General features: G+C 64.7%; 17 protein-coding genes. 11 read left to right on the plus strand and 6 right to left on the minus strand.

The genetic code is table 11. The features are described from left to right. Nucleotides 1–112: 112 nt before the first annotated feature. The 6 genes from EN850_RS22245 to EN850_RS22275 all read right to left on the minus strand — a co-directional run bounded on the left by EN850_RS22245 (nucleotide 113) and on the right by EN850_RS22275 (nucleotide 10,816). A complete protein-coding gene (locus EN850_RS22245; RefSeq protein ID WP_135930294.1) occupies nucleotides 113–3,523 on the minus strand; it encodes an acyl-[ACP]--phospholipid O-acyltransferase in 3,411 nt (1,136 codons plus the stop codon). A 386-nt stretch (nucleotides 3,524–3,909) separates the two neighbouring features. Continuing rightward, nucleotides 3,910–5,490, minus strand: coding sequence for an indolepyruvate oxidoreductase subunit beta family protein (locus EN850_RS22250; protein WP_135930293.1), 1,581 nt, complete (start codon nucleotides 5,488–5,490; stop codon nucleotides 3,910–3,912). Further along, nucleotides 5,483–7,636, minus strand: coding sequence for an indolepyruvate ferredoxin oxidoreductase subunit alpha (locus EN850_RS22255; RefSeq protein WP_135932892.1), 2,154 nt, complete (start codon nucleotides 7,634–7,636; stop codon nucleotides 5,483–5,485). Before EN850_RS22255 ends, EN850_RS22250 begins: the two co-directional genes overlap by 8 nt. A gap of 44 nt (nucleotides 7,637–7,680) precedes the next feature. After that, nucleotides 7,681–8,163, minus strand: a complete 483-nt coding sequence (locus EN850_RS22260) for a MarR family transcriptional regulator (RefSeq protein WP_135862152.1) — start codon at nucleotides 8,161–8,163, stop codon at nucleotides 7,681–7,683. Beyond that, a complete protein-coding gene (locus EN850_RS22265) occupies nucleotides 8,163–9,734 on the minus strand; it encodes an NAD(P)/FAD-dependent oxidoreductase (protein ID WP_127275954.1) in 1,572 nt (523 codons plus the stop codon). The genes EN850_RS22260 and EN850_RS22265 overlap by 1 nt, the downstream gene beginning before the upstream one ends. A gap of 290 nt (nucleotides 9,735–10,024) precedes the next feature. Next, nucleotides 10,025–10,816 carry a cyclase family protein gene (locus tag EN850_RS22275; RefSeq protein WP_127275955.1) on the minus strand — a complete coding sequence of 264 codons (792 nt, stop codon included), beginning with the start codon at nucleotides 10,814–10,816 and terminating at the stop codon, nucleotides 10,025–10,027. Nucleotides 10,817–10,934: 118 nt separating this feature from the next. On the opposite strand from EN850_RS22275, the gene EN850_RS22280 reads away from it, so the two are divergent. From EN850_RS22280 to EN850_RS22330, 11 genes are all read left to right on the plus strand, one after another. Then, complete coding sequence (locus EN850_RS22280; RefSeq protein ID WP_136092243.1) at nucleotides 10,935–12,509, plus strand: NAD(P)/FAD-dependent oxidoreductase; 1,575 nt, start codon at nucleotides 10,935–10,937, stop codon at nucleotides 12,507–12,509. Between the two features lie 112 nt (nucleotides 12,510–12,621). After that, nucleotides 12,622–14,148, plus strand: coding sequence for an ABC transporter substrate-binding protein (locus tag EN850_RS22285; protein ID WP_136092244.1), 1,527 nt, complete (start codon nucleotides 12,622–12,624; stop codon nucleotides 14,146–14,148). A gap of 90 nt (nucleotides 14,149–14,238) precedes the next feature. Next, a complete protein-coding gene (locus EN850_RS22290) occupies nucleotides 14,239–15,246 on the plus strand; it encodes an ABC transporter permease (RefSeq protein ID WP_135862159.1) in 1,008 nt (335 codons plus the stop codon). Then, entirely contained in the window at nucleotides 15,239–16,087 is an 849-nt protein-coding gene (locus EN850_RS22295) for an ABC transporter permease (protein WP_136092245.1), read from the plus strand. Before EN850_RS22290 ends, EN850_RS22295 begins: the two co-directional genes overlap by 8 nt. Beyond that, nucleotides 16,084–16,962 (plus strand): ABC transporter ATP-binding protein, encoded by an 879-nt coding sequence (locus EN850_RS22300; protein WP_127275959.1) that lies wholly within the window; start codon nucleotides 16,084–16,086, stop codon nucleotides 16,960–16,962. The genes EN850_RS22295 and EN850_RS22300 overlap by 4 nt, the downstream gene beginning before the upstream one ends. Beyond that, the gene (locus EN850_RS22305; RefSeq protein ID WP_127870699.1) at nucleotides 16,955–17,785 is read left to right on the plus strand and encodes an ATP-binding cassette domain-containing protein; all 831 of its coding nucleotides are present in this window, start codon (nucleotides 16,955–16,957) and stop codon (nucleotides 17,783–17,785) included. The genes EN850_RS22300 and EN850_RS22305 overlap by 8 nt, the downstream gene beginning before the upstream one ends. 77 nt (nucleotides 17,786–17,862) lie before the next feature. Next, a complete protein-coding gene (locus tag EN850_RS22310) occupies nucleotides 17,863–18,462 on the plus strand; it encodes a VOC family protein (RefSeq protein ID WP_127275961.1) in 600 nt (199 codons plus the stop codon). A gap of 143 nt (nucleotides 18,463–18,605) precedes the next feature. Beyond that, complete coding sequence (locus tag EN850_RS22315) at nucleotides 18,606–20,900, plus strand: bifunctional salicylyl-CoA 5-hydroxylase/oxidoreductase (RefSeq protein WP_127275962.1); 2,295 nt, start codon at nucleotides 18,606–18,608, stop codon at nucleotides 20,898–20,900. Continuing rightward, nucleotides 20,897–21,670 (plus strand): SDR family NAD(P)-dependent oxidoreductase, encoded by a 774-nt coding sequence (locus tag EN850_RS22320; RefSeq protein ID WP_127275963.1) that lies wholly within the window; start codon nucleotides 20,897–20,899, stop codon nucleotides 21,668–21,670. Before EN850_RS22315 ends, EN850_RS22320 begins: the two co-directional genes overlap by 4 nt. Then, a complete protein-coding gene (locus EN850_RS22325; RefSeq protein WP_127275964.1) occupies nucleotides 21,664–22,134 on the plus strand; it encodes a MarR family transcriptional regulator in 471 nt (156 codons plus the stop codon). The genes EN850_RS22320 and EN850_RS22325 overlap by 7 nt, the downstream gene beginning before the upstream one ends. Next, nucleotides 22,131–22,943: an enoyl-CoA hydratase family protein gene (locus tag EN850_RS22330; protein WP_135930287.1), complete on the plus strand. Its 813-nt coding sequence runs from the start codon at nucleotides 22,131–22,133 to the stop codon at nucleotides 22,941–22,943. Before EN850_RS22325 ends, EN850_RS22330 begins: the two co-directional genes overlap by 4 nt. Nucleotides 22,944–23,019: the final 76 nt, after the last annotated feature.

Below are 23,019 nucleotides of genomic sequence, written 5' to 3' on the forward strand. Positions count from 1 at the left end.
CCATGGCGCCAGGTCCCGCCCTGCCGAATCCCGCCCTGATCGCCTTCAACCGCTTCGGGCTCGGGGCCCGGCCCGATGACCGCGACAGGCTGGCGAACGACCCACGCAGCTATCAGGCGGCCTCGACCTTGGCGGCCTCAGAGGCCTCGCCGCGCACCAGCCTGGTCACGCCGACGAAGTCGATCTTGCCCGAGCCAAGCACCGGCACGTGCGCCACGACGCGCACTTCGGCCGGCACCATCAGGTCCATGGCGCCGTTCGCCTTGGCGAAGGCCAGAAATTCGGCGCGCGTCGCGTTTTCGGCTTCGGTGATGAGCACCAGCTTTTCGCCCTTGCGCGGATCAGGCACCGTCGCGACCGCCGAGAGCGAACCTTTCCACAGCTCGCCCGCCAACGCTTCCACGGCAGCCAGCGAAATCATCTCGCCGCCAATCTTGGCGAAGCGCTTGGCGCGGCCGCGAATGCTGACGAAGCCGGCATCGTCGATGCTGACGATATCGCCGGTGTCATGCCAACCGTCCTGCAGCGGTTCGAGCACACCAGGCTTTTCCGCCCTGAGATAGCCCGCCATGACGTTGGGGCCGCGCACGAACAGCCGCCCGCCGCCCTGGACGCCGATCACCGGATCCAGGCGGTATTCCATGCCGGGCATGATTTTTCCCACCGTGCCCGATCTGTTGTACATCGGCGTGTTGATGGAAATCACCGGCGCCGTCTCGGTGACGCCGTAGCCTTCGAGAATGCGCAGGCCGAACTTCTCCATATAGGTTTCGCGGGTCGAGGCCTTGACCGGCTCGGCGCCGGAAAAGCAGTAGCGCACCGAGCGGAAATCATAGGGGTGTGCGGTGCGCGCATAGCCGCTGAGGAAGGTGTCGGTGCCGAAGATGATCGTCGCGTTCGAGGCATAGACCAGTTCGGGAACGATGCGGTAGTGCAGCGGCGAAGGGTAGAAATAGACCGGAACGCCCGACACCAGCGGCAGCACCGTGCCCGCCGTCAACCCGAAGGAATGGAAGATCGGCAGCACGTTGAACACCTTGTCGCCCGAGTGGAAATCGATGCGCGAGGCGGCCTGCGCGGCATTGGCCAGGATGTTGCGATGGGTAAGCACCACGCCCTTGGGCGTGCCTTCGGAGCCAGAGGTGAACAGGATCACGGCCGGATCGGTGGCATTGCGGGCAACCCGTGGCGTGGCCTTGCGCAGCATGCCAAGCAGCTTGTCCTTGAGGCTGATGGTTGCGCGCAGATCGTCGAGCCAGACGATGTTCACCGACCGGCCGACTTCCTCGACCGTCGCGCCGAGCTTGGCCTGCTCGACAAAGGCCCGAGAGGTCAAAATTGTGGTGACCCGCGCCGCCTTGCAGGCGGACAGGATGTTGGCGGCACCGGCGGTGAAGTTGATCATCGCCGGGACCTTGCCGGCGGACATGACGCCAAGCAGCGCGGCACAAGCGCCATTGGCATTGGGCAGCATGATGCCGAGCGTGTCCTGTCCGGCATAGAGCGCTTCGAACTTCTCGCCGAGCACGGCGACACCCGTGAGCAGCTTGCCATAGCCCAGCGAACCGGCGACCGGATCCTGCACGGCGAGTTGCTTCATGCCGCGCTCGGTCGCCGTTTCGATGACCCTTTCGAGCACGGTCTTGTCGATATGCTGGGTGCGGAAGACGAGGTCGGACATCACCTGGTAGAGTGCGGCACCGGCGGCGGCCCTGCGCTTGCGGCCCTTCAGTTCGTCGGCGACCTTGAGCCTGACCGGCGGCAGTATGGTCACCTTGACCTTCGGGAACAGGCGACGGCGCACGTGCTGCGCCGTCAGCCGCGAGAAGGGGCTTTTCTCCAGCCCCTCGATACGGATCGGCACGACCATCGAGCCGGTCTTGTCGGCCACCATGGCGGCGCCGTCATAGACCTTCATCAGCCCGCCGGTGACGGTGATGCGGCCCTCGGGAAAGATGACCAGCGGATCGCCATTCTGCACGATCTTGATCAGCGTGCGCGTCGACATCGGCTTGGCCGGATTGAGCGGCAAGGCGCGGGTCAGTTTGAGGAACGGCTTCATCCACCAGGCCTGCGCGATGGTGTAGTCGATGGCGAAGACCGGCTCTTCATCGGTCAGCGTCAGCGCCAGCGGACCGTCGAGAAAGCTGACATGGTTGAGCGCCAGAATAGGCGCCGGACCCGCGGCCTTGAGGTTTTCCAGGCCCTCCACTTCCAGCCGATGGAAGGCGCGAAAGAGGATGGAGACGAAGTCGCGGAAGGCGTTGGTCGGCAGATATTTCAGCATCAGCCAGGCGGCCACCGCATTGAAGGCGGCAAGCCCGAACAACACGCTGGCAATAGAGACGCCAGCGGCCTGGACGGCGGCGACGAGGATGCCGCCCAGCGTCATGAAGCCGGCGTTGACGATGCTGACAGCGGCGACGACGCGGGCGCGGCGCGCCTCGGGCGACCAGGCCTGCACGGCAGCGAAGGTCGGCACGACCAGGAAGGCACTGGAAATGGCCATGCCGGCAAGGTCGATGGCAACGCGGATGGTGTTCGGCCCGGCGAAGAAGAGGCCAAGGGTTTCAGCCTTGGGCGAAGGCTGCATGCTCCAGATCGTCCAGGCAAGGTGCAAGCCGAACAGCGCCAGAAGCGCGGTGCCGACCGGCGCGGGAAGCAGCACCATGCGGCCCTGCGACATCCAGGCGGCGATCGCCGAGCCGATGGCAATGGAGACGGCGAACACCGCGAGATAGGCGGTGACCGCGATCTCGTTGCCGCCGAGCTGGTCCTCGATCAGCGTGGGCAGGATCGAAAGCACGATGGCGCCGATCAGCCAGAACCACGAGGTCATCAATCCGGCGCGCCAGATGCGCGTGTCGGTGCGCAATTCGCTGACCTGGCGCCATGTCGAGCGGAAGATGTTCCAGTCGATGACAAGGTTCGGCGCGGCTGAGCCGGTCGAGGGGATGGAGCGGCTGACGAACCAGCAGCCGACCGCAAGGATCATCATCATCGGGCCGAAAACGGCGACACCGATGCCGTCAGCGGAGACGACACCGCCCACGATCGTGCCGCCAAGGATGGCGGCGAAGGTCGCCGACTCGATCCAGGCGTTGGCGCGGGGCAATTCCTTGCGCTCGAGATGATCGGGCAGGATGCCGTATTTGATCGGCCCAAACAGTGCCGAGATGACGCCGAACATCAACAGCGCGGTCATCAGCACAGGAATGGAGGACAGCGCGATGCCGACGACCGCGACGGCAGCGGCGCCGATCTCGGCGAATTTCAGCCGGCGGGCAATGAGCGCCTTGTCGAAGCGGTCGGCGATCTCGCCGCCCAGCGCCGACAGGAACAGGAACGGCGCCATGAACACGGCGCCGGCCAGCGTGACCAGCGAGGCGGCCTGATCGGCAGCCAGTGTGAAGAGGATCAGGAACACCAGCGTGTTCTTGAGGAAATTGTCGTTGAAAGCGGACAGGAACTGCGTCCAGAAGAGCGGCGCGAAGCGCCGCGAAAGCATGAGATGCGTGTTCATGGCGTTGTCCCATTTGGCGGAACCACGCGGCGATGCTCCGGTGATCCCCGCGGGTTCATGCGCTGTTCCGATCGTTGTGATAGCCGTGAGCTGGTTAAGGTTCTTTACTGGGTCGGAAATCGCCGGTGGTCGCTGGTTCGTTCCGGCGCTGGTGAAGCTGGCCTGTGCGCGCCCGTGTCAAGCGGTTCCGACATCTACGCCTCCGTATGAACAATGTTCATGGCGCCAATGTAGCATAACTTGAACGATGTTCAAGGGCAAAAATGAACGATGTTCACAAAAGTGAGGAGAGGTTAACGAGTCAATCGCCAGGGCCTGGCTATCGTTCGCGGCCAGCCCCTGTCCAATGGGAATCTACAAGCTGCACCGACGCGCTTGATTCCCGGCTAGCGAGGAGCGCCTTCGTTCAGTGTCGCCACGGTCTTCAGCGCGCCGTCCAGCATGTCGCCCTTCTCGTCCTTGAGCGCCGCCTCGCGCAGGCGGCGGATCCAGTCGGCGGCGTCGTCCCTCCCCTTGAGCAGATCGAGCGCCGACAGCACGCGGTCGAATTTCGACTGGGCGCGCACATGCGTGTCGCTGTAGCCCTTGATCAGCCGGCGACAGTTGAGGATTTCGACCGCAAGCGCGTAGTCTGCCGGCACGTAACCAAGCGCCAGAGCGTACCAGCGGTCGAGATGCGTGGTCTCGACCTTGTGGCGCAGCAGGCGGCGGCGCCAGCGGCGCAGGCCGCCGATGAACCAGAGGGCTGCAAAACCGGCGAAGCTGTCGGTGCGGATGCGGCGGCCATGGTTGATGCGGCGATCGAGAAAGGCGGCCAGTTTCGGCCGGCTTTCGATGTAGCTGCCCAGCCCCGCCGGCAGCGTGCCGCAGAACTCCTCGATGCGCGGGTGGAAATATTCGGTCACCTGCAGGACCGAACCGTCCTTGACGCCAACCTCCTTGCGCACCCGCCTGTCGCGGGTCGAGCGCGTTTTCAGATCGGCGACGCGGATCATGTCGTCGTAGCACATGGCATTGGCCAGATGCTTGGCGGCGGCGATGGACAGCGCATAAGCGTGGCCGGCGCTGTCCAGCGCAACGGCGTTGTCCAGCCGGTCGAGATAGTCGCGCCCATAGGCGATGTCCTGATAGTCGACGACCTTTCTCAGGCCGCGAAGCGCCATGTCGCGCACGGCTACGGGCATCAGGTCGATGCGGGCGCGCTGGGCATGCCATCCCCGCAGCAGATTTTGCGGACCGCTCACACGCCCGGCACCCAAAGCGGATTCGACAATGGCTGGCTCCGCCGGTTTTGACGAAGGTGCTGCCGCCGTGCCGCGTGCGCGATCGAAGGCTGCGCCGAAGGCGGCAAGGCTGGCCTTCACGCCCCGCCCGCCGGCACCAATCGCCTGTTCGTAGCTCTCGCGCGTAAACGGCAGTGCGTCGGAGCCGGCCAGCGCGCCAAGCAGGCTGGCCGAGATCATCGAGCCGTTGTCGGCGGCGATCTTTTCCATGTCGAAAGCGATGAAGCGCTTCGACGCGGCCTCAGCCGTTGCGTGGACCTTGGACGACGAGGCGCGGCCGTCGCCCGGTTCGATCTTTTCCGAGACGGCGGCGATGCGATGCGATGAGGCGATCAGCGTCGTGCGGTTGGGGGTGACGAAGCCCCTGATGATGGCGCGGCCGGCCTCCATCAATTCGGCGGCGATCAGGATGTCGACATCGCCCTGCGAGGGTGACAGGGCGAAGACCGGCAGGCGGCCGGTGTCGCGGGCCATCTCGATATAATAGATGGTCGCGCCGGTGCGCTGGGCGACGCCGGCGACCGAAGTCGACTGTGCAACGTAACCATTGCGTTCGGCGACATCGGTGATCCAGTCGGCCAGCACGCCGCCGCCCTGGCCGCCGACGGCCAGCACGGCGAGCTTGATCACCGGCTCATCGGCGGCACCGGATCTGGGGTGCAAGGAGGGGACGGGCTCAAGCATCGGCGAATATCAGGCGCCGGTTTTCGCGACGCCTCTGCAGGAAGCCGATCGTCGCGCGACGAGCGGATTCCAGTAACCGGTCCCAGCGGCTCGGATTGTGCACGACATCGGCGCGGTAGAAGGACGGACAGAGGACGGCGGCGTCCGCCACCTCGCCGCAATTGCCGCAGCCGACGCAGTTCTGGTCGATCGACGCCACCGGATCGTCGCGCAGCGGGTCGTCAAGCGATTTCACCGACAGCGACGGACAGCCGGAAAGCCGCATGCAGGCATGGTCCCCGGTGCAGATGTCCTCGTCGACGCCGAACTTCGGTTTGACGACACGCTCGCCGCCCTTGATGGCCTTGTCGACCAGCGGCTTTTCGCGGCGCTGGCGATTGAGCATGCACTCCGACGAAGCGACGATGACTTTCGGGCCCTTCTCGTCCGTCGTCAGCGCCTCACGCAACGAGTCCTGCATCTTGCCGACATCGTAGGTGCGGTCGACATGGCGCAGCCATTTCACGCCCATGCCTTTCACCGCCTCGGTGATCGGATGCTTGGTCGACTTGGTCTTGTTGCCGGCGCGCGACGACAGGATGTCCTGCCCGCCAGTGGCGGCCGAATAGAAATTGTCGACAATGACGATGACGCCGTCATTCTTGTTGAACACCGCGTTGCCGATCGAGGAGGTCAGGCCGTTGTGCCAGAAGCCGCCGTCGCCGACGAAGGAGATCGAGCGGCGCTTGGCGTCGGGCGAATTGAACGCCGAGGCCGAGGCTGGCCCCAGCCCATAGCCCATCGTGGTGGCGCCGAGTTCGAAAGGCGGCATGATCGAAAACAGATGGCAGCCGATATCAGAGGCTATGTGGTGCTTGCCGAGTTCCTGTTCGACCAGCTTGGTCGCGGCAAAGATCGGCCGTTCCGGGCAGCCGATGCAGAAGCCGGGCGGGCGGCCCGGCACGACGTTGATCAGGTCAGCCGTGTCGACGCCGTCGCCGACCTTGTTGGGCGCGCGCACCTCGCCCGGCAAAAGATGCGGCGCCTCGGCGCGCAGGAAGGCGCCGATACCATCGAGCATGACCTGGCCGGTATATTCGCCGGCCATCGGCAGATGTTCCTTGCCGACCAGGCGCGTGCCGCGCCCGGCCTTGTGCAGCATGGCGGCAAAGGCCTGTTCGATATAGTTGGGCTGGCCTTCCTCGACCACCAGCACCGCCTGCTTGCCCTCGCAGAAGGCGAGGAACTCGTCGTCGATCAGCGGATAGACGGCGTTGAGCACGTAGAGCGGGACATCCGTGTCGCCATAGGTGTCGGCAAGGCCAAGCCGCTGCAGCGCACGGATGACCGAATTGTACATGCCGCCCTGCATGACGATGCCGACCGAGCCGTGGTCCGAACCGAAGAACTCGTTGATCCTGTTCTTGGCGATGAAATCGACCGCCGCCGGCCAGCGCTTCGCCACCTTCTCCTTCTCGTGCAGGAAGGAGGCGGGCGGCAGCACGATGCGGCCGGTGTCGCGGCGCGGCGCTTCGAGCGCATCGGCGACAGTCATCGGCGGGCGCTTGTTGTCCTTGGCGATGAAATGGCCATGCACGTGGCAGCAGCGGATGCGCACCTGCAGCATGACCGGCGTGTTGGAGACTTCCGACAGCTCGAAACCATCCTCAACCGCCTTGACGATCGACGGCAGGTTCGGACGCGGGTCGAGCAGCCAGACCTGGCTCTTCATGGCGAAGGCATGGCTGCGCTCCTGCATGATCGAGGAGCCCTCGCCATAATCCTCGCCGACGATGATCAACGCGCCGCCGGTGACGCCGCCGGACGCGAGATTGGCCAACGCATCGGAAGCCACGTTGGTGCCGACGGTCGATTTGAAGGTCGCGGCACCGCGGATCGGATAATGGACCGAAGCGGCGAGCATGGCTGTGGCCGTGGCTTCCGAGGCGCTGGCCTCGAAGTGCACGCCGAGTTCGCCCAGAATGTCCTGCGCGTCGGCCAGCACATCCATCAGGTGGCTGATCGGCGCGCCCTGGTAGCCGCCGACATAGCCGACGCCGCATTGCAGCAGTGCCTTGGTGATGGCGAGGATGCCCTCGCCGGCGAATTCCTCGCCGGCGCCGAGCCTGAGCTTCTCGACTTCCTTGGCAAAAGACCGTTCGGCCATTTTTGGCCTCCTTCCATTGCCGCCGGCATCGGCGGCGCGTACATCTAGATGTCGTGCTTGCGAATGTTCTTCAGCATCTTCTGCAGCGTCGCGATGAGGGCGGCATATTCGGCATCGTCGACATCGTCGAACATTGCCTCGAACGCGTCATGCATGGCGGGCCAGGCGCGGGTGAACTCGGCGCGGCCTTCGTTTGTCAGGAACACGTGGCGGATCCGGCTGTCACTCACGCCCTGCTCACGCCGGACGAACCCTTGCCCCTCCAGCGTGTCCAGCGTGCGGCTCAAGGTCGACTGTTCGATGACGGTATAGACCGAGAGGTCGTTGACAGTGACGCCGTCGGTGACCGACAGCACGGCCAACGTGCGCACCTGCGAAATGGTCAAGCCCTGCTTGCGAAAATCGTCACGCAAGGTGGCGTTGTAGCGGCCCATGATGCGGTTCATCAGATAGGGCGCGAATTGCTGCAGGCCGATCTGGCCGAGGGTCGAAATGCGCTGGCGTTTTTCGGCGACTTTCTGTTCCATCACAGCTTCCCCGCCAGCAGGAAACCGGAGCCGCCGCCGAGGCCAGCACCGGGATGGGTCGAAGCGCCGATATGATAGAGGCCCTTGATGCCGGTCTGGTGGTTGCGGCTGGTCTTGAACGGCCGCCACAGGAAGGCCTGGTCTATGGTCGAGGAACCGCCATAAGGGTCGCCGCCGACCAGGTTGATGTTCATCGCTTCGAGATCGGCCGGAGAATAGGCGCGGCGCGCGATCACGCTGTCCTTGAAGCCGTCGATATGGCTGGCGAGGACCGCTTCGGCGCGATCGGCATAGGCCTCGCGCAGGGCATCGGTCCATTGCCCGTCAGCGGGCGCCTGCAGCTTGCCGGCGGCGTCGCCCTTGATGTGGCGGGGCGCCTCGGGCAGTTGCAGCCACAGGATCGCCTTGCCTTCCGGGCAGCGTGACGGGTCGAGCGCATGCGGCTGGCCGACACAGATGGTCGGCACCTCGGGGAGCATGCCGCGCGCCGCCTCGTTGCAGGCTTTCGAGACACCATCCAGTCCGGGCGTCAGATGCAGCAGCGCCACCTTGTCCAGGCCTTCGCCGCGCCAGGACGGCGGCTTGTCGAGGGCGTAGTGGATCTGGAAATTGCCTTTGCCGTAGCGGTATTTCTTCGTCGCCTCGGCATCGGCTTTGGGAGCATCCGTGCCGAGCAGGCGGCCATAGAGCTGTGTCGGCGTAACCGAGCAGATAACGCTCTTCTTCGCGTGGACGGTCTCGCCCGAAGCCAGGCGCACGCCGGTGGCGCGGCCGCCGGCCAGGAGGATGGAGGCAACGTCCGCTTCGGTGGAGATGACGCCGCCGCGCTCCTTGATGAGCGCCTCGAAAGCAGACAGCAGGTTCTGCGCCCCGCCCTTGACGATCGGCGCGCCGGCCGCCTCCAGCGCGAAGGCGATCACCTTGGCGATCTGGCCGGAAAAGGCGTCTTCCGGGCCAAGCCCGGCATGCAGCACCCACGGCGCCCAGAGCGCGCGGACGGTCTCGGACTGGTAGCCGCTTTCCAGCCAGCCGCGCGCCGGCACCAGCGCATCGCCAAGGAAGGCGGCAAGACCACGCGGGCTCCGCCGCCAGGCGTCGCCCGCCAGCAGCTTCGCGGTCGGATAAGACCACAGGCTGCCGCCGAGCAGGCCGAACAGCAGGCCGGCATTGCCTTCGATGCCGCCGACATCTTCCGCGTGGCGGTCACCGTCGCCGGCCGCGATCGCGTTGAGCGCGGCGATGTTGGCGGCGCGGTCGGTGCTGAGCACCGCATGGCTGCCGTCCGGGCGAAGCACGCCGGTCGGCGTGCCGGTATGGCAGAATTCCAGCCCGTGCCGGGCGAGGTCGGCGCCAAGTGCGGCGAAGGCCGGCGAGGTGATGAACAGCACGAAGGTCGTTGCCATCACATCATGGATGAAGCCAGGCGCGGTGATCTCCTCGGTGCGCATGCAGCCGCCAATGCGGTCGTTGCGCTCCAGCACGAGCACCTTGGCGCCCTTGCCGCCAAGCATCGCCGCGCAAACCAGCGCGTTGATGCCGCTGCCGACAATGATGTGGTCGGGCGCTTTCATTGGGGGTTGCTCGTGGGCAGCGGGTAGGCTTGCCGGGTCAGCGCCCTACGGCGCCCCCCTCTGTCCTGCCGGACATCTCCCCCACAAGGGGGGAGATCGGATGTCATCCCGGCTTTCGCCAATTTTCTACGTCGCAAGAAGGGAGCCGTCGCGGAAGCTGCCGATCTCCCCCCAAGTGGGGGAGATGCCCGGCAGGGCAGAGGGGGGCGCCGTAGAGCGCTAACGCCGCCATCCTGCCTCCCTATCGCCTCACCAAGCTGCATGATCTTCTCCCGAAGACCCACCTCGCTCTATTTTCCAACCACCAGCGCCAGTGCGCGGATCGGACTGCCGGTGCCGTGCTCGATCTTGAGCGGTGCCGCGATCAGGATCGCGCCTTTCGGCGGCAACTGGTCGAGGTTGCAGAGGCTGGCCAGGCCGTAGCGGTTGGCCTTGTGCATCAGCGTGTGCGCCGGGAATGGCGGCTCCATGCCGCCCGCCTTGCCGGCATCGGTGCCTATCGTCTCCGAGCCCCAGCCCTTGATGTCCTTGCTGATCAGGAACTGGATGGCTTCGGCCGTCGGGCCGGGCGTGTGCGGGCCGGTCTCGTTGGCGTTAAGGAACTCGGCTTCCGAGCCGTTGCGCTTGTACCAGTCGGTGCGCATCACCACCCACTCGCCGGCGTTGATCGCGCCATGCTTGGCTTCCCATGCCTTGATGTGGTCGACGGTGAGCAGGAAATCATGGTCGGCGGCGGCCTCCTTCGAACAGTCGATGACATTGACCGGGCCGATGAAGTTCTGCGCCGGAATGGTGTCGGTGGCGCCGTCCGGATAATCCTTGCCGCTGATCCAATGCTGCGGGGCGTCGAAATGGGTGCCGGAATGCTCACCGAGCTTCAGCCAGTTCCACGCCCACCATGGGCCGTTCTTGTCATAGCGGGAGATCGAATGGATCTCGACCTTCGGCGTATCGACGGCAAGTTCCGGCGGCAGCTTGATCAGTGGTGTATCCGGCCCGAGCGGCGCCGTCAGGTCGACCACTTTGATGGCGCCGGAAAGGAGTTGGCCGGCGACTTCGCCGAGAAGTTTTTGGGTGTCCATGGTCTCTGTTCCCTCTTGTCTGACATGATCAAGGCTCGTCTCGGCCCTTAATATCCTACTAGACGAAAACATATGCATCTGCAATTATCTTTAAGCATAAAGGAAATGGGAACGGGGCGTGAGCGAGTTCGACGCCATCTTTGTCGGGGCGGGCCACAACAGTCTGGCATGCGCCGCGCATCTGGCGCTCAAGGGCTGGAATACCGGGGTTTTCGAGCGCAGCGCAACGATCGGCGGCGCGGTGCAAACCCGCGAATTCACGCTTCCGGGCTTCCGTCATGATTTCGGCGCCATGAATCTGAGCCTGTTCGCCGGCTCCGCCTTCCACCGGAAATATGCAAATGAATTGAAAGCGCAGGGGCTGAAATTCGCGCCGGCCGCCGATTGTTTCGCCAGCGCCTTTCCGGATGGGCGCTGGTTCGGGGTCAGTAACGATCTGGAAAAGACCGCCAGCCGCGTTGCCGCCTTTTCAGCCGCCGATGCCGCGACATGGCGCAGGCTGGTAGCCGCCTTCCCGGCCGAAGCCGGGCATTTGTTCAAGCTGCTGGGCTCGCCGATGAGCGCCCGTGCGCTTGCGGGCACCGCATGGAACCTGTGGCGCAAGAAAGGTGTTTCCGGCGCGCTTGATACCGGCCGGCTGTTGTTGTCCTCGCCGCGCGCCTGGCTGGAGGAGACTTTCGAGTCTCCGCATATCAGGGCGACGCTCGCCACCTGGGGCATGCATCTTGACTTCGCGCCCGACATCGCCGGCGGCGCGGTGTTTCCCTATCTGGAATCGATGGCCAACCAGAGCTTCGGCATGGTGCTGGGCAAGGGCGGCGCCGACACGATCATCCGGGCCTTGGCCGGCATGGTGACATCCGCCGGCGGCAGGATCATTACCCGTGCCGATGTCGCCGAGATCACGGTTTCCGGCGGCAAGGCGACGGGCGTGCGGCTCGCTTCCGGCGAAACGCATACGGCGGCCAAGGCGGTCATTGCCGGTGTGGCGCCCAAGGCGCTGACCGGCAAGCTGCTGCCTGGCGGTTCCGGCAACGCCGGCTTCGACACGGCGATGCAGAAATTCCGGCACGCGCCGGGCACGATGATGATCCACCTGGCGCTGGACGATCTGCCTGACTGGCGCGCCGGGGCAGAGTTGCGCCAGTTCGCCTATGTGCATCTGTCCCCCTCGCTCGACCAGATGTCGCGCACCTATCAGCAGGCGATGGCAGGCATGCTGCCGGACGAACCGGTGCTGGTCGTCGGCCAGCCGACCGCCATCGACCCATCGCGGGCGCCGCAGGGCAAGCATGTTCTGTGGATACAGGTGCGCATGCTGCCCGCCGAAATCGCGGGCGACGCCGCGGCCAAGATCGCGCCAGCACATTGGGACCAGGTCAAGGAAGCCTATGCCGAGCGCGTGCTCGACATTATCGAGACCTACGCGCCCGGCCTGCACGCAAAGATCCTTGGCCGCGCGGTGTTCTCGCCGATCGATCTCGAGCGTGAGAACCCGAACCTCGTCGGCGGTGACCAGGTCTGCGGCAGCCACCATCTGGCGCAGAATTTCCTGTTCCGCCCGGCGCGCGGCTATGCCGGCTGGAACACGCCGGTCGCCAACCTGCATCTCACCGGCGCCGCGACATGGCCGGGCGCCGGCACCGGTGCCGCCTCGGGCTTCATGCTCGCGCAACAGCTTGGCGGGAGGTAGGCCAGACGATTTTATGGAGGCGACGAGAGGCAAGGCGCTGCTGCCGACGAAGCCCGAACCAATGAACTGAAGACGCTGCGCGAAGACAAATAAACCAACAAGGGGAACGACCATGACAATCAACAGACGCGAATTACTGGGATACAGTGCCGCGGCACTTGGCGTGGCCGCCGTCGGCCTGCCAAAGATTGCCCAGGCCGCCGGCGAACTGACCATCGCCTACAATGTCAACCTGCCGTCCTGGGATCCGACCACCGGACCGTCGGCCGTCAACCCGACCATCCAGGGCCTCTACCAATCGGTGTTCGACCAATTCATCCCGCAGAAGCCGGACCTGTCCTTCGCGCCTGGCCTGCTGACCGAATGGGGCTGGAACGACGACCGCACCAAGATCATGATGACGGTGCGCGAAGGCGTGAAATGGCATGACGGCTCGCCCTTCACACCGGAAGACGTCGTCTGGTCGCTGCAGCGTGCGGGCGACGAAAAGACCGGCAACCCGATCCAGTTCGTCTGGAAGAACGTCAACAATTTCAAGATCGACGGCAACAAGATCACTGGCGACGTCGTGCAGTTCGATCCAGTCTATTTCAAGTGGATGTCGTTCCTGACCGGCTACATCATGCCCAAGGCCTATTACGAGAAGGTCGGCGCCGAAGGCTTCGAGAAGGCGCCGATCGGCACCGGCCCCTACATGGTGGAAAAATTCGAGCGCAACGCTTTCCTGCGGCTGAAGGCCAATCCCGACTATTGGGGCGGCAAGCCGGCCTTCGAGAATGTGACGATCAAGTTCGTCACCGATGCGGCAAGCCGGGTGGCCGAGATCGAATCCGGTTCCTCGCAGGTGACGCTCGAAATCCCCTATGAGGAGTATGACCGGCTGATCGCCAAGGACGGGCTTGCCGGCTCGATCAAGAATGTTTCCGACATCGGCATGATCTTCTTCAACGACATCGAAGCGATGCTGGACAAGAACGTGCGCCAGGCAGCCGTCATGGCGGTGGACAAGGAGCTTCTGGTCAAGCGGCTGCTGCGCGGCTATGGCCAGCCGATCGCCACGCTCGAAACGCCGGAATACGCGGCCTTCGATGCCTCGATCAAGGTGGAGCACAATCCTGAGAAGGCCAAGGAACTGCTGGCCGCCTCAGGCTATTCGCCGGAAAAGCCGATCAAGTTCACCATCCAGACGACCAAGGGCTTCAAGCCCAAGGACTATGAGATGATCCAGGCGATCGTCGGAATGTGGCGCAAGGTCGGCATCGAGGCGACGATCGAGGTCTATGAGATCGCCAAGCACTACGAGCTGCGCGCCGCCGACAAGCTCGCGCCCGCGGCCTTCTACAATTGGGGCAACGCCATTGGCGATCCGACCACCTCGACCGGCTTTGCCATGTATGGGCCGAGCCCGCATTCGGTCTGGGACAGCCAGGACCTGATCGAGATGATCAACCCGCTGTGGGGAGAAAAAGACGAGGCCAAGCGCATCGCCGGCTGGAAGGCGGTCGACAAATACATCGCCGAGCAGGCCTATGTGCTGCCGCTAATGCAGTACGCGCAGCCGATCGTGCATGCCAAGGGCGTCAAAGTCGTCCAGCACATCTCAGGCGCGCTGCTGCCGGCCTTGATGACCCCGGCCTGATATCGGCCTGGAATTGCCGCGCGCCGTCGCCAATGACGGCGCGCATTTTCCATCGGGCATACGAGCCCACGGGCTCCTGCAAAGATTTACATGCTCCTGCAACGATTCCTGATTCGTCTGCTGACGATGTTGATCACGCTGTTCGGCGTGGCCGTCGTCGTCTTTGTCGTCATCCGCGTCGCGCCCGGCGATCCGATCGCCATGATGCTGCCGCCCGGCGCCACCAATGACGACATCGCCCGACTGCGCGCGCTGTACGGGCTCGACAAGACGATCGTACAGCAGTTCTTCATCTGGCTGTCCGGTGTCGCCAGGGGCGATTTCGGAACCTCGATCTCGCTGCGGCAAGACGTGCTCGGCCTCGTCTTCAACCGGCTGCCGGCCACGCTGGAACTTGCCATCGTCGCTCTCGTCATGGCGGTGGCGATCGGCGGCACGACGGCGATACTCGGCGCGCGCGAACGCGGCACGGCGGTCGAGGCCGGCATCGATATTGCGAGCGGCGCCGCCCTTTCCATCCCCGACTTCCTCTGGGGCCTGGTGCTGATCCTGCTGTTCGGCGTGCTGGTGCCGATCTTCGACATTTCGGGCCGCGTGTCGCCGCAACTCGACCTGCCCTTCGTGACGCAGTTCTATTTCTTCGAGAGCCTGCTGCGACTGCGCTTCGACCTGACCTGGGATCTCTTGAAGCACATGCTGATGCCGGCCGTGGCTTTGGCGCTGCCGCTGGCGGCGATCATCTCGCAGCTTCTCAAACAGTCGCTGAAGGAAGTGCTCGACCTCGACTATGTCGTGCTGGCACGGGTCAAGGGCTTTTCGGAAACGCAGGTCATCCTGCGCGAGGCGCTGAAGAACGCCGCGCTGCCGACGCTGACCCTGATCGGCGTGCAATTCACCTTCCTCATCGGCGGCACGGTCATCGTCGAGCGGCTGTTCTCCTATGAGGGGCTCGGCAACATGGCGATCGATGCCGTCATCAACCGCGACCTGCCGCTGATCCAGGGCATCGTGCTGGTGTTCGCGCTGCTGTTCGTGCTGATCAACCTCGTCGTCGACATGATGTATGCGCTGCTCAATCCGAGGTTGCGCCATGGATGAGGCACGCATCTCGCGACGCGGACTGAGCCCGAGGCTGTGGCTTGCCGGCGGCTGGCTGCTGCTGGCACTGCTGGCCGCGATTTTCGCGCCGCTGGTGGCGCCGCAGGATCCGCTGGCGCAGGATTTGATGCTGGAGCGTGTGCCGCCGTTCTGGCTCGACGGCGCCGAGCCTGGCTATTGGCTTGGCACCGACAGCCTCGGCCGCGACCTGCTCTCGCGCCTGATTTTTGGTGGCCGCATCGCCTTCATCGTTGCTTTCGCGTCGGCCATCGCCGCCTGCGCCGTCGGTTCGATGCTGGGACTGATCGCGGGCTATTTCGGCGGCTGGGCGGATCGCATCATCTCGCGCATCGTTGACATCTGGATGGCGTTCCCGCCGGTGCTTTTCGCCATTCTGCTGGTCGCCGTGCTCGGTACCGGCTTGAGCTCCGTCATTCTCGCCATCGCCATCATCGACTGGACGCGCTTCTGCCGGGTCATCCGCGCCGAAGCCATGGGCCAGTCGCGCATGGACTATGTCGAGAATGCCCGCATCGCCGGCTATGGCCGCATCGGCATCATGCTGCGCGAGGTGCTGCCCAACGTGGTGCCGTCGATCGTTGCGCTGCTGTCGCTGGAAATGGGCATCGCCGTCATCGTCGAGGCGATCCTGTCCTTCGTCAATCTGTCGATCTCGACCGACGACCCGACCTGGGGCGGCATCATCGCCGAAGGCCGGCTGTCGATCCATCAAGCCTGGTGGGTGCTGGTGTTTCCGCTGATCACGCTGATCCTCACTGTGCTGTCGTTCAGCCAGTTCGGCGAAGCACTGAAGACGCGTTTCGATCCGGTGCTGCGATGAGTGCCTGTCTCGATATCGCCAATCTGAGCGCGGTGCTGGCCAACGGCCAGCGCGTGCTGCGCTCTGTTTCGCTCACCGTGCAACCCGGCGAGGTGCGCGCGCTGGTCGGCGAAAGCGGCGCCGGCAAGACGATGATCGGCAAGGCGGTGCTGGGCGTCCTGCCGTCGAGCGTGCGCATCGTCGAAGGCGACATGAGGCTCGAGGGCGAAGACCTCGGCAAACTCCAGCCCAAGGCGCGGCGCACGCTGATCGGCGCACGCACGGCGCTGATCCCGCAGGACCCGCTGACCGCGCTCAACCCCTCGCGCCGCATCGGTCCGCAGATGACCGACCGGCTGGTGCGCATCCTGGGTTGGAGCGGCGACAAGGCGGACAAGCGTGTCAGGCAATTGCTGGACGAGGTACAGATCCGCGACCCGGACCGGGTGCTGAAGAGCTATCCGCACGAACTGTCCGGCGGCATGCGCCAACGCGTGCTGATTGCCGCCGCCTTTGCCGCCGAGCCACGGCTGATCGTCGCCGACGAGCCGACCACGGCGCTCGATGTCACCGTGCAGAAGCAGATCCTTCGGCTGATCGCCGCGTTGCAGCGCGAGCACGGCACCGCGATCCTGTTCGTCACCCATGATCTTGGCGTCGTCGCCAAGATCAGCCAGAAAGTGTCGGTGCTCTATGCCGGCAAGGTGGTGGAAGAGGCCGAGACCGCTGATCTCTTCGCGGCACCCCGGCATCCGTACACCCGGGCGCTGATGGCTGCGACGCCACGCTACACCGACCCCTTCGCCTCGCTGAAGCCGGTGGACGAGACGGTTCTGGCCGGACTTGCCGCCGAGATCGCGGCAGCCGACCAGGCATGGAGGCGCCCGCATGGCTGAGCCGCTGTTTTCCGTGCGCGGGCTGAAGGTCGCGCTGCCCGACATGACGCGCAAGCCGCTTATCGGCCGCGCGCCGCTGGCCGAAATTCTGAAAGGCCTGGATTTCGACCTGCCAAAGGGCTCTGTCACCGGCATCGTCGGTGAATCCGGATCCGGAAAATCGACGCTTGGTCGCGCTTTGGTCCGGCTGCTGGAGCCGAGTGCCGGCAGCATCCGTTTCGAGGGCCGTGACATCACCCAACTGCCGGAGGCGGCACTGCGGCCGCTGCGCCGCGACCTGCAGATGATCTTCCAGGATCCGATGTCATCGCTCAACCCGCGCCGCACCATTGCCAGCATCATCGCCGCACCGCTGAAGCAGAACGGGCTTGGCGACAATCTGAAATCCCGCGTCGCAGAGGCACTGCAACGCGTCGGCCTGCCGCAGAGCTTCGCCAGCCGCTACCGGCACCAGCTGTCGGGCGGCCAGCGCCAGCGCGTCGGCATTGCGCGCGCGCTGGCGCTGTCGCCGAAATTCTTGCTGGCCGACGAGATCGTCTCCGGGCTCGACGTCTCGACACAGGCGCAGATCCTGACCTTGCTGGAGAAGCTCGCGGCGGAGATGGGCCTGACGGTCGCCTTCATCAGCCACGACCTGTCGGTCATCCGGCGGCTCTGCCAACAGGTGATCGTCATGCGCGAGGGCAGCATCGTCGAGCAGAGCGCCACGGATGCGCTGTTCGACAATCCCAGGGAGACTTACACGCGAGACCTGCTTGCCGCCATTCCGCTTCCCGAGATCGACGCGGACTGGCTGCGGCCGCCCGCGAAGGCGCCGGCATAAGACTTTTCATCCCGCACGCCGAAGAGCGGGCCTCGGACGTGCATGGGGGCGAAATCAGCCCGCGAACGGAGGGTAACATGAACTACGCAACCCGCGGCACGATGCTCGCCGCGATCCTGCTCGGATCGATGGGAGCGGCGGCGGCGGATTCGATCCCCGGCATGCGCGGACACGACCATACCGGCATCACGGTTCCCGACATGAAGCAGGCGGTCGATTTCTTCACCGAAGTCGTGGGCTGCAAGAAGGCGATGTCGTTCGGACCGTTCGCCGACGACAAGGGCACCTTCATGCAGGACGTGCTGGGCGTCGATCCGAAGGCGGTCATCGAGCAGATCACCATGGTCCGGTGCGGTAGCGGATCGAACATCGAGCTGTTCAAATACACCGCGCCCGACCAGAAGGACCTGACACCGAAGAACAGCGACATTGGCGGCTTCCACATCGCCTTCTACGTCGACGACGTTGCCGCGGCGAAAGCCTATCTCGACGGCAAGGGCGTGAAGACACGGATGGGGCCGCTGCCGGTCAAGGAAGGGCCCGCCGCCGGCCAGACCATCCTCTATTTCCAGGCACCCTGGGGCTTGCAACTGGAAGCGATCAGCTATCCCAACGGCATGGCCTATGAGAAGGGTGCCGAGACCGTGCTGTGGAGCCCGAAGAACCCGGAGAAATGATCTCCCGCGGCGCGCTTGCAGGGACGTCACGCAAGCGCGCCACGCAATCCCCGCCTAATCATTTCGACATAAAACTTTAAGCTTGAAATATCTTACCTCCGGCGCGATACTGAGGCACAGCAAGCGAAGAGGAGATCGCACAGATGAAGGTTGCGGTTCTCGGCGGCGGACCAGCCGGCCTCTACTTTGCCATTTCGATGAAACTGAGGGACGCCGCGCACGACGTGACGGTGTTCGAGCGCAATCGCGCCGACGACACGTTCGGCTGGGGCGTCGTGCTGTCGGCCGAGACGCTCGATAATCTTGCTGAGAATGATCCCGTCAGCGCCGTCTGGATCAAGAAGCATTTCGCCTATTGGGACGACATCGCCGTCATCCATGACGGCGTGCGCACGGTCTCGTCGGGCCACGGCTTCTGCGGCATCGGCCGCAAGCGCCTGCTGGTGCTCTTGCAGCGGCGCGCGCGCGAACTCGGCGTCAAGCTGATGTTCGAAACCGACATCGCCGACCCCCGCCCCTATATGGAGACGCATGACCTGGTCGTCGCCGCCGACGGGCTGAACTCCAGGGCGCGCAATACCTTCGTCGACATTTTCAAGCCCGACATCGACACCCGCAAATGCAAGTTCGTCTGGCTTGGCACCAACCAGAAATTCGACGACGCCTTCACCTTCATCTTCGAAAAGACCGAGCATGGCTGGGTGTGGGCGCACGCCTACCAGTTCGACAGCGAGACCGCGACCTTCATTGTCGAATGCAGCGAACAGACCTGGGCCGCCTTCGGCTTCGGCGCGATGTCGCAGCAGGAGTCCATCGCGGTCTGCGAGCGCATCTTCGCCAAACATCTTGGCGGCCATGCGCTGATGACCAACGCCAACCACATCAGGGGCTCGGCCTGGATCAATTTCCCGCGCGTGCTGTGCGAGCGCTGGTCCTACAAGAATCTGGCGCTGATGGGCGACGCCGCGGCCTCGGCGCATTTCTCGATCGGCTCCGGCACCAAACTCGCCCTGGAAAGCGCGGTGGCGCTGGCCGACTATGTCGAGACCGAACCGGACCTCGAGGCCGCGTTCCGCAAATATGAGGACGCTCGCCGCACCGAGGTGCTGAAGCTGCAATCGGCGGCGCGCAATTCTCTGGAATGGTTCGAGGAGGTCGAGCGCTATCTCGGTCTCGATCCAGTGCAGTTCAACTATTCGCTCTTGACCCGTTCGCAACGCATCAGCCACGAGAATTTGCGGCTGCGCGATGCCGAATGGCTGGGCGGCGCAGAAGAGTGGTTTCAGCGCCAGGCTGGTGCCGGCGGCAACAGGCTGCGCCGGGCGCCGATGTTCGCCCCCTTCAAGCTGCGCGACATGGTTCTCAACAACCGCGTCGTCGTTTCGCCGATGGCGCAGTACAAGGCCGTCGACGGCTGCCCAACCGATTGGCATTTCACCCATTATGCCGAGCGCGCCAAGGGCGGCGCCGGGCTTGTCTATATCGAGATGACCTGCGTCAGCCCGGAAGGGCGGATCACGCCTGGCTGCCCCGGCTTCTACGCGCCCGAACATGAGGTGGCGTGGAGGCGGCTGGTCGATTTCGTCCATACCGAAACCGAAGCGAAGATCTGCGCCCAGATCGGCCATTCCGGCGCCAAGGGTTCGACCCGTGTCGGCTGGGAAGGCACTGACGTGCCGCTGGACTCGGGTAACTGGCCTGTCATGGCGGCATCGGCCGTCGCGTGGTCGCCGCAGAATCAGGTGCCGAAGGCGATGGATCGCGCCGACATGGATTTGGTGCGCGACCAGTTCGTGGCCTCCGCCAAAATGGCCGATCGCTGCGGCTTCGACATGCTGGAGATCCATGCGGCGCACGGCTATCTCCTGTCGTCGTTCATCACGCCGGTCACCAACGGGCGCACTGACGCCTATGGCGGTTCGCTGGAAAACCGCATGCGCTATCCCCTCGAGATCTTCCGTGCGGTGCGCGCCGCCTGGCCGACGGGAAAACCGATCTCGGTGCGCATTTCGGCCAATGACTGGGTCGGGATCGAAGGCGTGACGCCGGCCGACGCCGTCGAGATCGCGCGCATGCTGCATGAGGCGGGCGTCGACATATGCGACGTCTCGGCCGGCCAGACCTCGATTGCTGCCAAGCCGGTCTATGGCCGCATGTTCCAGACGCCGTTTTCGGACCGCATCCGCAACGAGGTCGGCATGGCGACGATGGCGGTCGGCAACATCTACGAACCGGATCATGTCAATTCGATCCTGATGGCCGGCCGCGCCGATCTGGTGGCGCTGGCACGGCCGCATCTCGCGGATCCCTACTGGACGCTGCATGCGGCGGTGACGCTCGGCGACCGTGGCGTTAAATGGCCGGATCCCTATCTGCCCGGACGCGACCAAATCTACCGGCTGGCTGAGCGCGAAGCGGCGGCGGGGCTGAAAGTATGACAGCGGCGGCCACGATTCCCGGCAAGCACGCGCTGGTCACCGGCGGCGGATCCGGCGTCGGCCGGGCCATCGCGCTGGCGTTAGCCGAGGCTGGTGTCGACGTGACCATATGTGGGCGTCGCGAAGCTGAACTCGCGAAGGTTGCCAGCGAAAACGACCGCATCCATGGCATTGCCGCCGACGTCACCAATGAGGCGGCGATGGCCGCGCTCTACACACAGGCCGAGGCCGCGCGCGGACCGTTCGACATCGTCGTCGCCAATGCCGGCATGGCCGGCAGCACGCCGGCGCACAAGACGACGCTTGCCGACTGGCAGCGGACGCTCGACGTCAATTTGACCGGAGCCTTCCTGACGGTGAAGCCGGCGCTGGCCGGCATGGCCGCGCGCAAGGCAGGCCGCATCGTCTTCATCGCCTCGACCGCCGGTCTGAAAGGCTACGCCTATGTCGCGCCCTATGTAGCGGCCAAGCATGGCGTCGTCGGTCTGATGCGGGCGCTTGCCGCCGAGACGGCGAAATCCGGCGTCACCGTCAATGCGGTGTGTCCTGGCTTCGTCGAGACCGACATGCTGGAGGAGTCCATCCAGCGCATCGTCGAAAAGACCGGACGCTCGGCTGACGAGGCACGGGCGAGCCTGGCCTCGACCAATCCGCAGGGCCGTTTCATCCAGCCTCAGGAAGTAGCCGCCGCCGTGCTCTGGCTGTGCGGCAATGCTGCGGCGTCGATCACCGGACAGGCGATTTCGATCTCGGGAGGTGAAACATGGTAGCCGGCCCCCTGCCCGTGCCATCGGGACCCGGCAAGGACCGGCTGCGTCTTTGGATCAGGCTGCTGCGCGCCTCGCGCACGATCGAGGCCGAGTTGCGCGAGCGGCTGAAGAAGGAATTCGATACGACGCTGCCGCGCTTCGACGTCATGGCAGCACTCTACCGGGCGCCGGAAGGCATGCTGATGAGCGACCTCTCGCGCTTCCTGCTGGTCTCCAACGGCAATGTCACCGGCATCGTCGACCGTCTGGTTTCCGAAGGACTGGTGGCCCGTGCGCGCCGCAATGGCGACCGCCGCACCTCGATGGTGCGGTTGACCGAGGAGGGCACCAAGTCCTTTGCCACCATCGCCGCCGCGCATGAGGGCTGGATCGGTGAATTGCTGGGCAAGGTCAGCGAGGAGGATGCCCGCCGGCTGACCGGCATGCTGACCTCGTTCCGCAGCAACTGGGAGGGACGCGAATGACTGCAATGGCCGGCCGCAAGCCGAAGCATTTCCTGTGGGAGGTCGAGGGCCGGATCGCCAAGGTCCGGCTCGACCGGCCTGAGCGCAAGAACCCGCTGACCTTCGACAGCTATGCCGAGTTGCGCGACACGTTCCGCGATCTTGTCTATGCCGACGATGTCGACGCCGTGGTGTTCCTGTCCAATGGCGGCAATTTCTGCTCCGGCGGCGATGTCCACGACATCATCGGTCCGCTGGTCAAGATGGACATGAAGCAGCTCCTCGCCTTCACCCGCATGACCGGCGATTTCGTCAAGGCGATGCTGAATTGCGGCAAGCCGATCATCGCGGCGGTTGACGGTGTCGCGGTCGGCGCCGGCGCCATCATCGCGATGAGTTCCGACATCCGCATCGCCACGCCGGAGGCCAAGACCGCCTTCCTGTTCACACGCGTGGGCCTGGCCGGCTGCGACATGGGCGCCTGCGCGATCCTGCCGCGCATTATCGGCCAGGGCCGCGCCGCCGAACTGCTCTACACCGGCCGAACCATGACGGCGGCGGAAGGCGAGCGCTGGGGCTTCTACAACAGGCTGGTCGATGCGGCGGCTCTTGAGGCCGATGCGCTGGAGATGGCGACCCGCATCGTATCGGGCCCGACCTTCGCCCACGGCATCACCAAGACGCAGCTCAACCAGGAATGGTCGATGGGCCTCGACCAGGCGATCGAGGCCGAAGCACAGGCGCAGGCGATCTGCATGCAGACTCGCGATTTCGAACGGGCGTATCGGGCTTTCGTGGCCAAGGAAAAGCCGGTGTTCGAGGGGAATTGAGGATGGGTGGATTAGTAGAGACGTTGGCGGGACAGCGCCCCCCTCTGTCCTGCCGGACATCTCCCCCACGAGGGGG

The sequence above is a fragment of the Mesorhizobium sp. M8A.F.Ca.ET.207.01.1.1 genome, assembly GCF_004794715.1.
Classification (GTDB): Bacteria; Pseudomonadota; Alphaproteobacteria; order Rhizobiales; family Rhizobiaceae; genus Mesorhizobium.

Coding starts and splice junctions, on each gene's coding strand:
- EN850_RS22295 (WP_136092245.1), top strand. CDS start 15,239: ATGGATGAGGCACGCATCTCGCGACGCGGACTGAGCCCGAGGCTGTGG.
- EN850_RS22260 (WP_135862152.1), bottom strand. CDS start 8,163: ATGGAACAGAAAGTCGCCGAAAAACGCCAGCGCATTTCGACCCTCGGC.
- EN850_RS22290 (WP_135862159.1), top strand. CDS start 14,239: ATGCTCCTGCAACGATTCCTGATTCGTCTGCTGACGATGTTGATCACG.
- EN850_RS22250 (WP_135930293.1), bottom strand. CDS start 5,490: ATGCTTGAGCCCGTCCCCTCCTTGCACCCCAGATCCGGTGCCGCCGAT.
- EN850_RS22325 (WP_127275964.1), top strand. CDS start 21,664: ATGGTAGCCGGCCCCCTGCCCGTGCCATCGGGACCCGGCAAGGACCGG.
- EN850_RS22275 (WP_127275955.1), bottom strand. CDS start 10,816: ATGGACACCCAAAAACTTCTCGGCGAAGTCGCCGGCCAACTCCTTTCC.
- EN850_RS22300 (WP_127275959.1), top strand. CDS start 16,084: ATGAGTGCCTGTCTCGATATCGCCAATCTGAGCGCGGTGCTGGCCAAC.
- EN850_RS22310 (WP_127275961.1), top strand. CDS start 17,863: ATGAACTACGCAACCCGCGGCACGATGCTCGCCGCGATCCTGCTCGGA.
- EN850_RS22285 (WP_136092244.1), top strand. CDS start 12,622: ATGACAATCAACAGACGCGAATTACTGGGATACAGTGCCGCGGCACTT.
- EN850_RS22265 (WP_127275954.1), bottom strand. CDS start 9,734: ATGAAAGCGCCCGACCACATCATTGTCGGCAGCGGCATCAACGCGCTG.
- EN850_RS22320 (WP_127275963.1), top strand. CDS start 20,897: ATGACAGCGGCGGCCACGATTCCCGGCAAGCACGCGCTGGTCACCGGC.
- EN850_RS22315 (WP_127275962.1), top strand. CDS start 18,606: ATGAAGGTTGCGGTTCTCGGCGGCGGACCAGCCGGCCTCTACTTTGCC.
- EN850_RS22330 (WP_135930287.1), top strand. CDS start 22,131: ATGACTGCAATGGCCGGCCGCAAGCCGAAGCATTTCCTGTGGGAGGTC.
- EN850_RS22255 (WP_135932892.1), bottom strand. CDS start 7,636: ATGGCCGAACGGTCTTTTGCCAAGGAAGTCGAGAAGCTCAGGCTCGGC.
- EN850_RS22305 (WP_127870699.1), top strand. CDS start 16,955: ATGGCTGAGCCGCTGTTTTCCGTGCGCGGGCTGAAGGTCGCGCTGCCC.
- EN850_RS22245 (WP_135930294.1), bottom strand. CDS start 3,523: ATGAACACGCATCTCATGCTTTCGCGGCGCTTCGCGCCGCTCTTCTGG.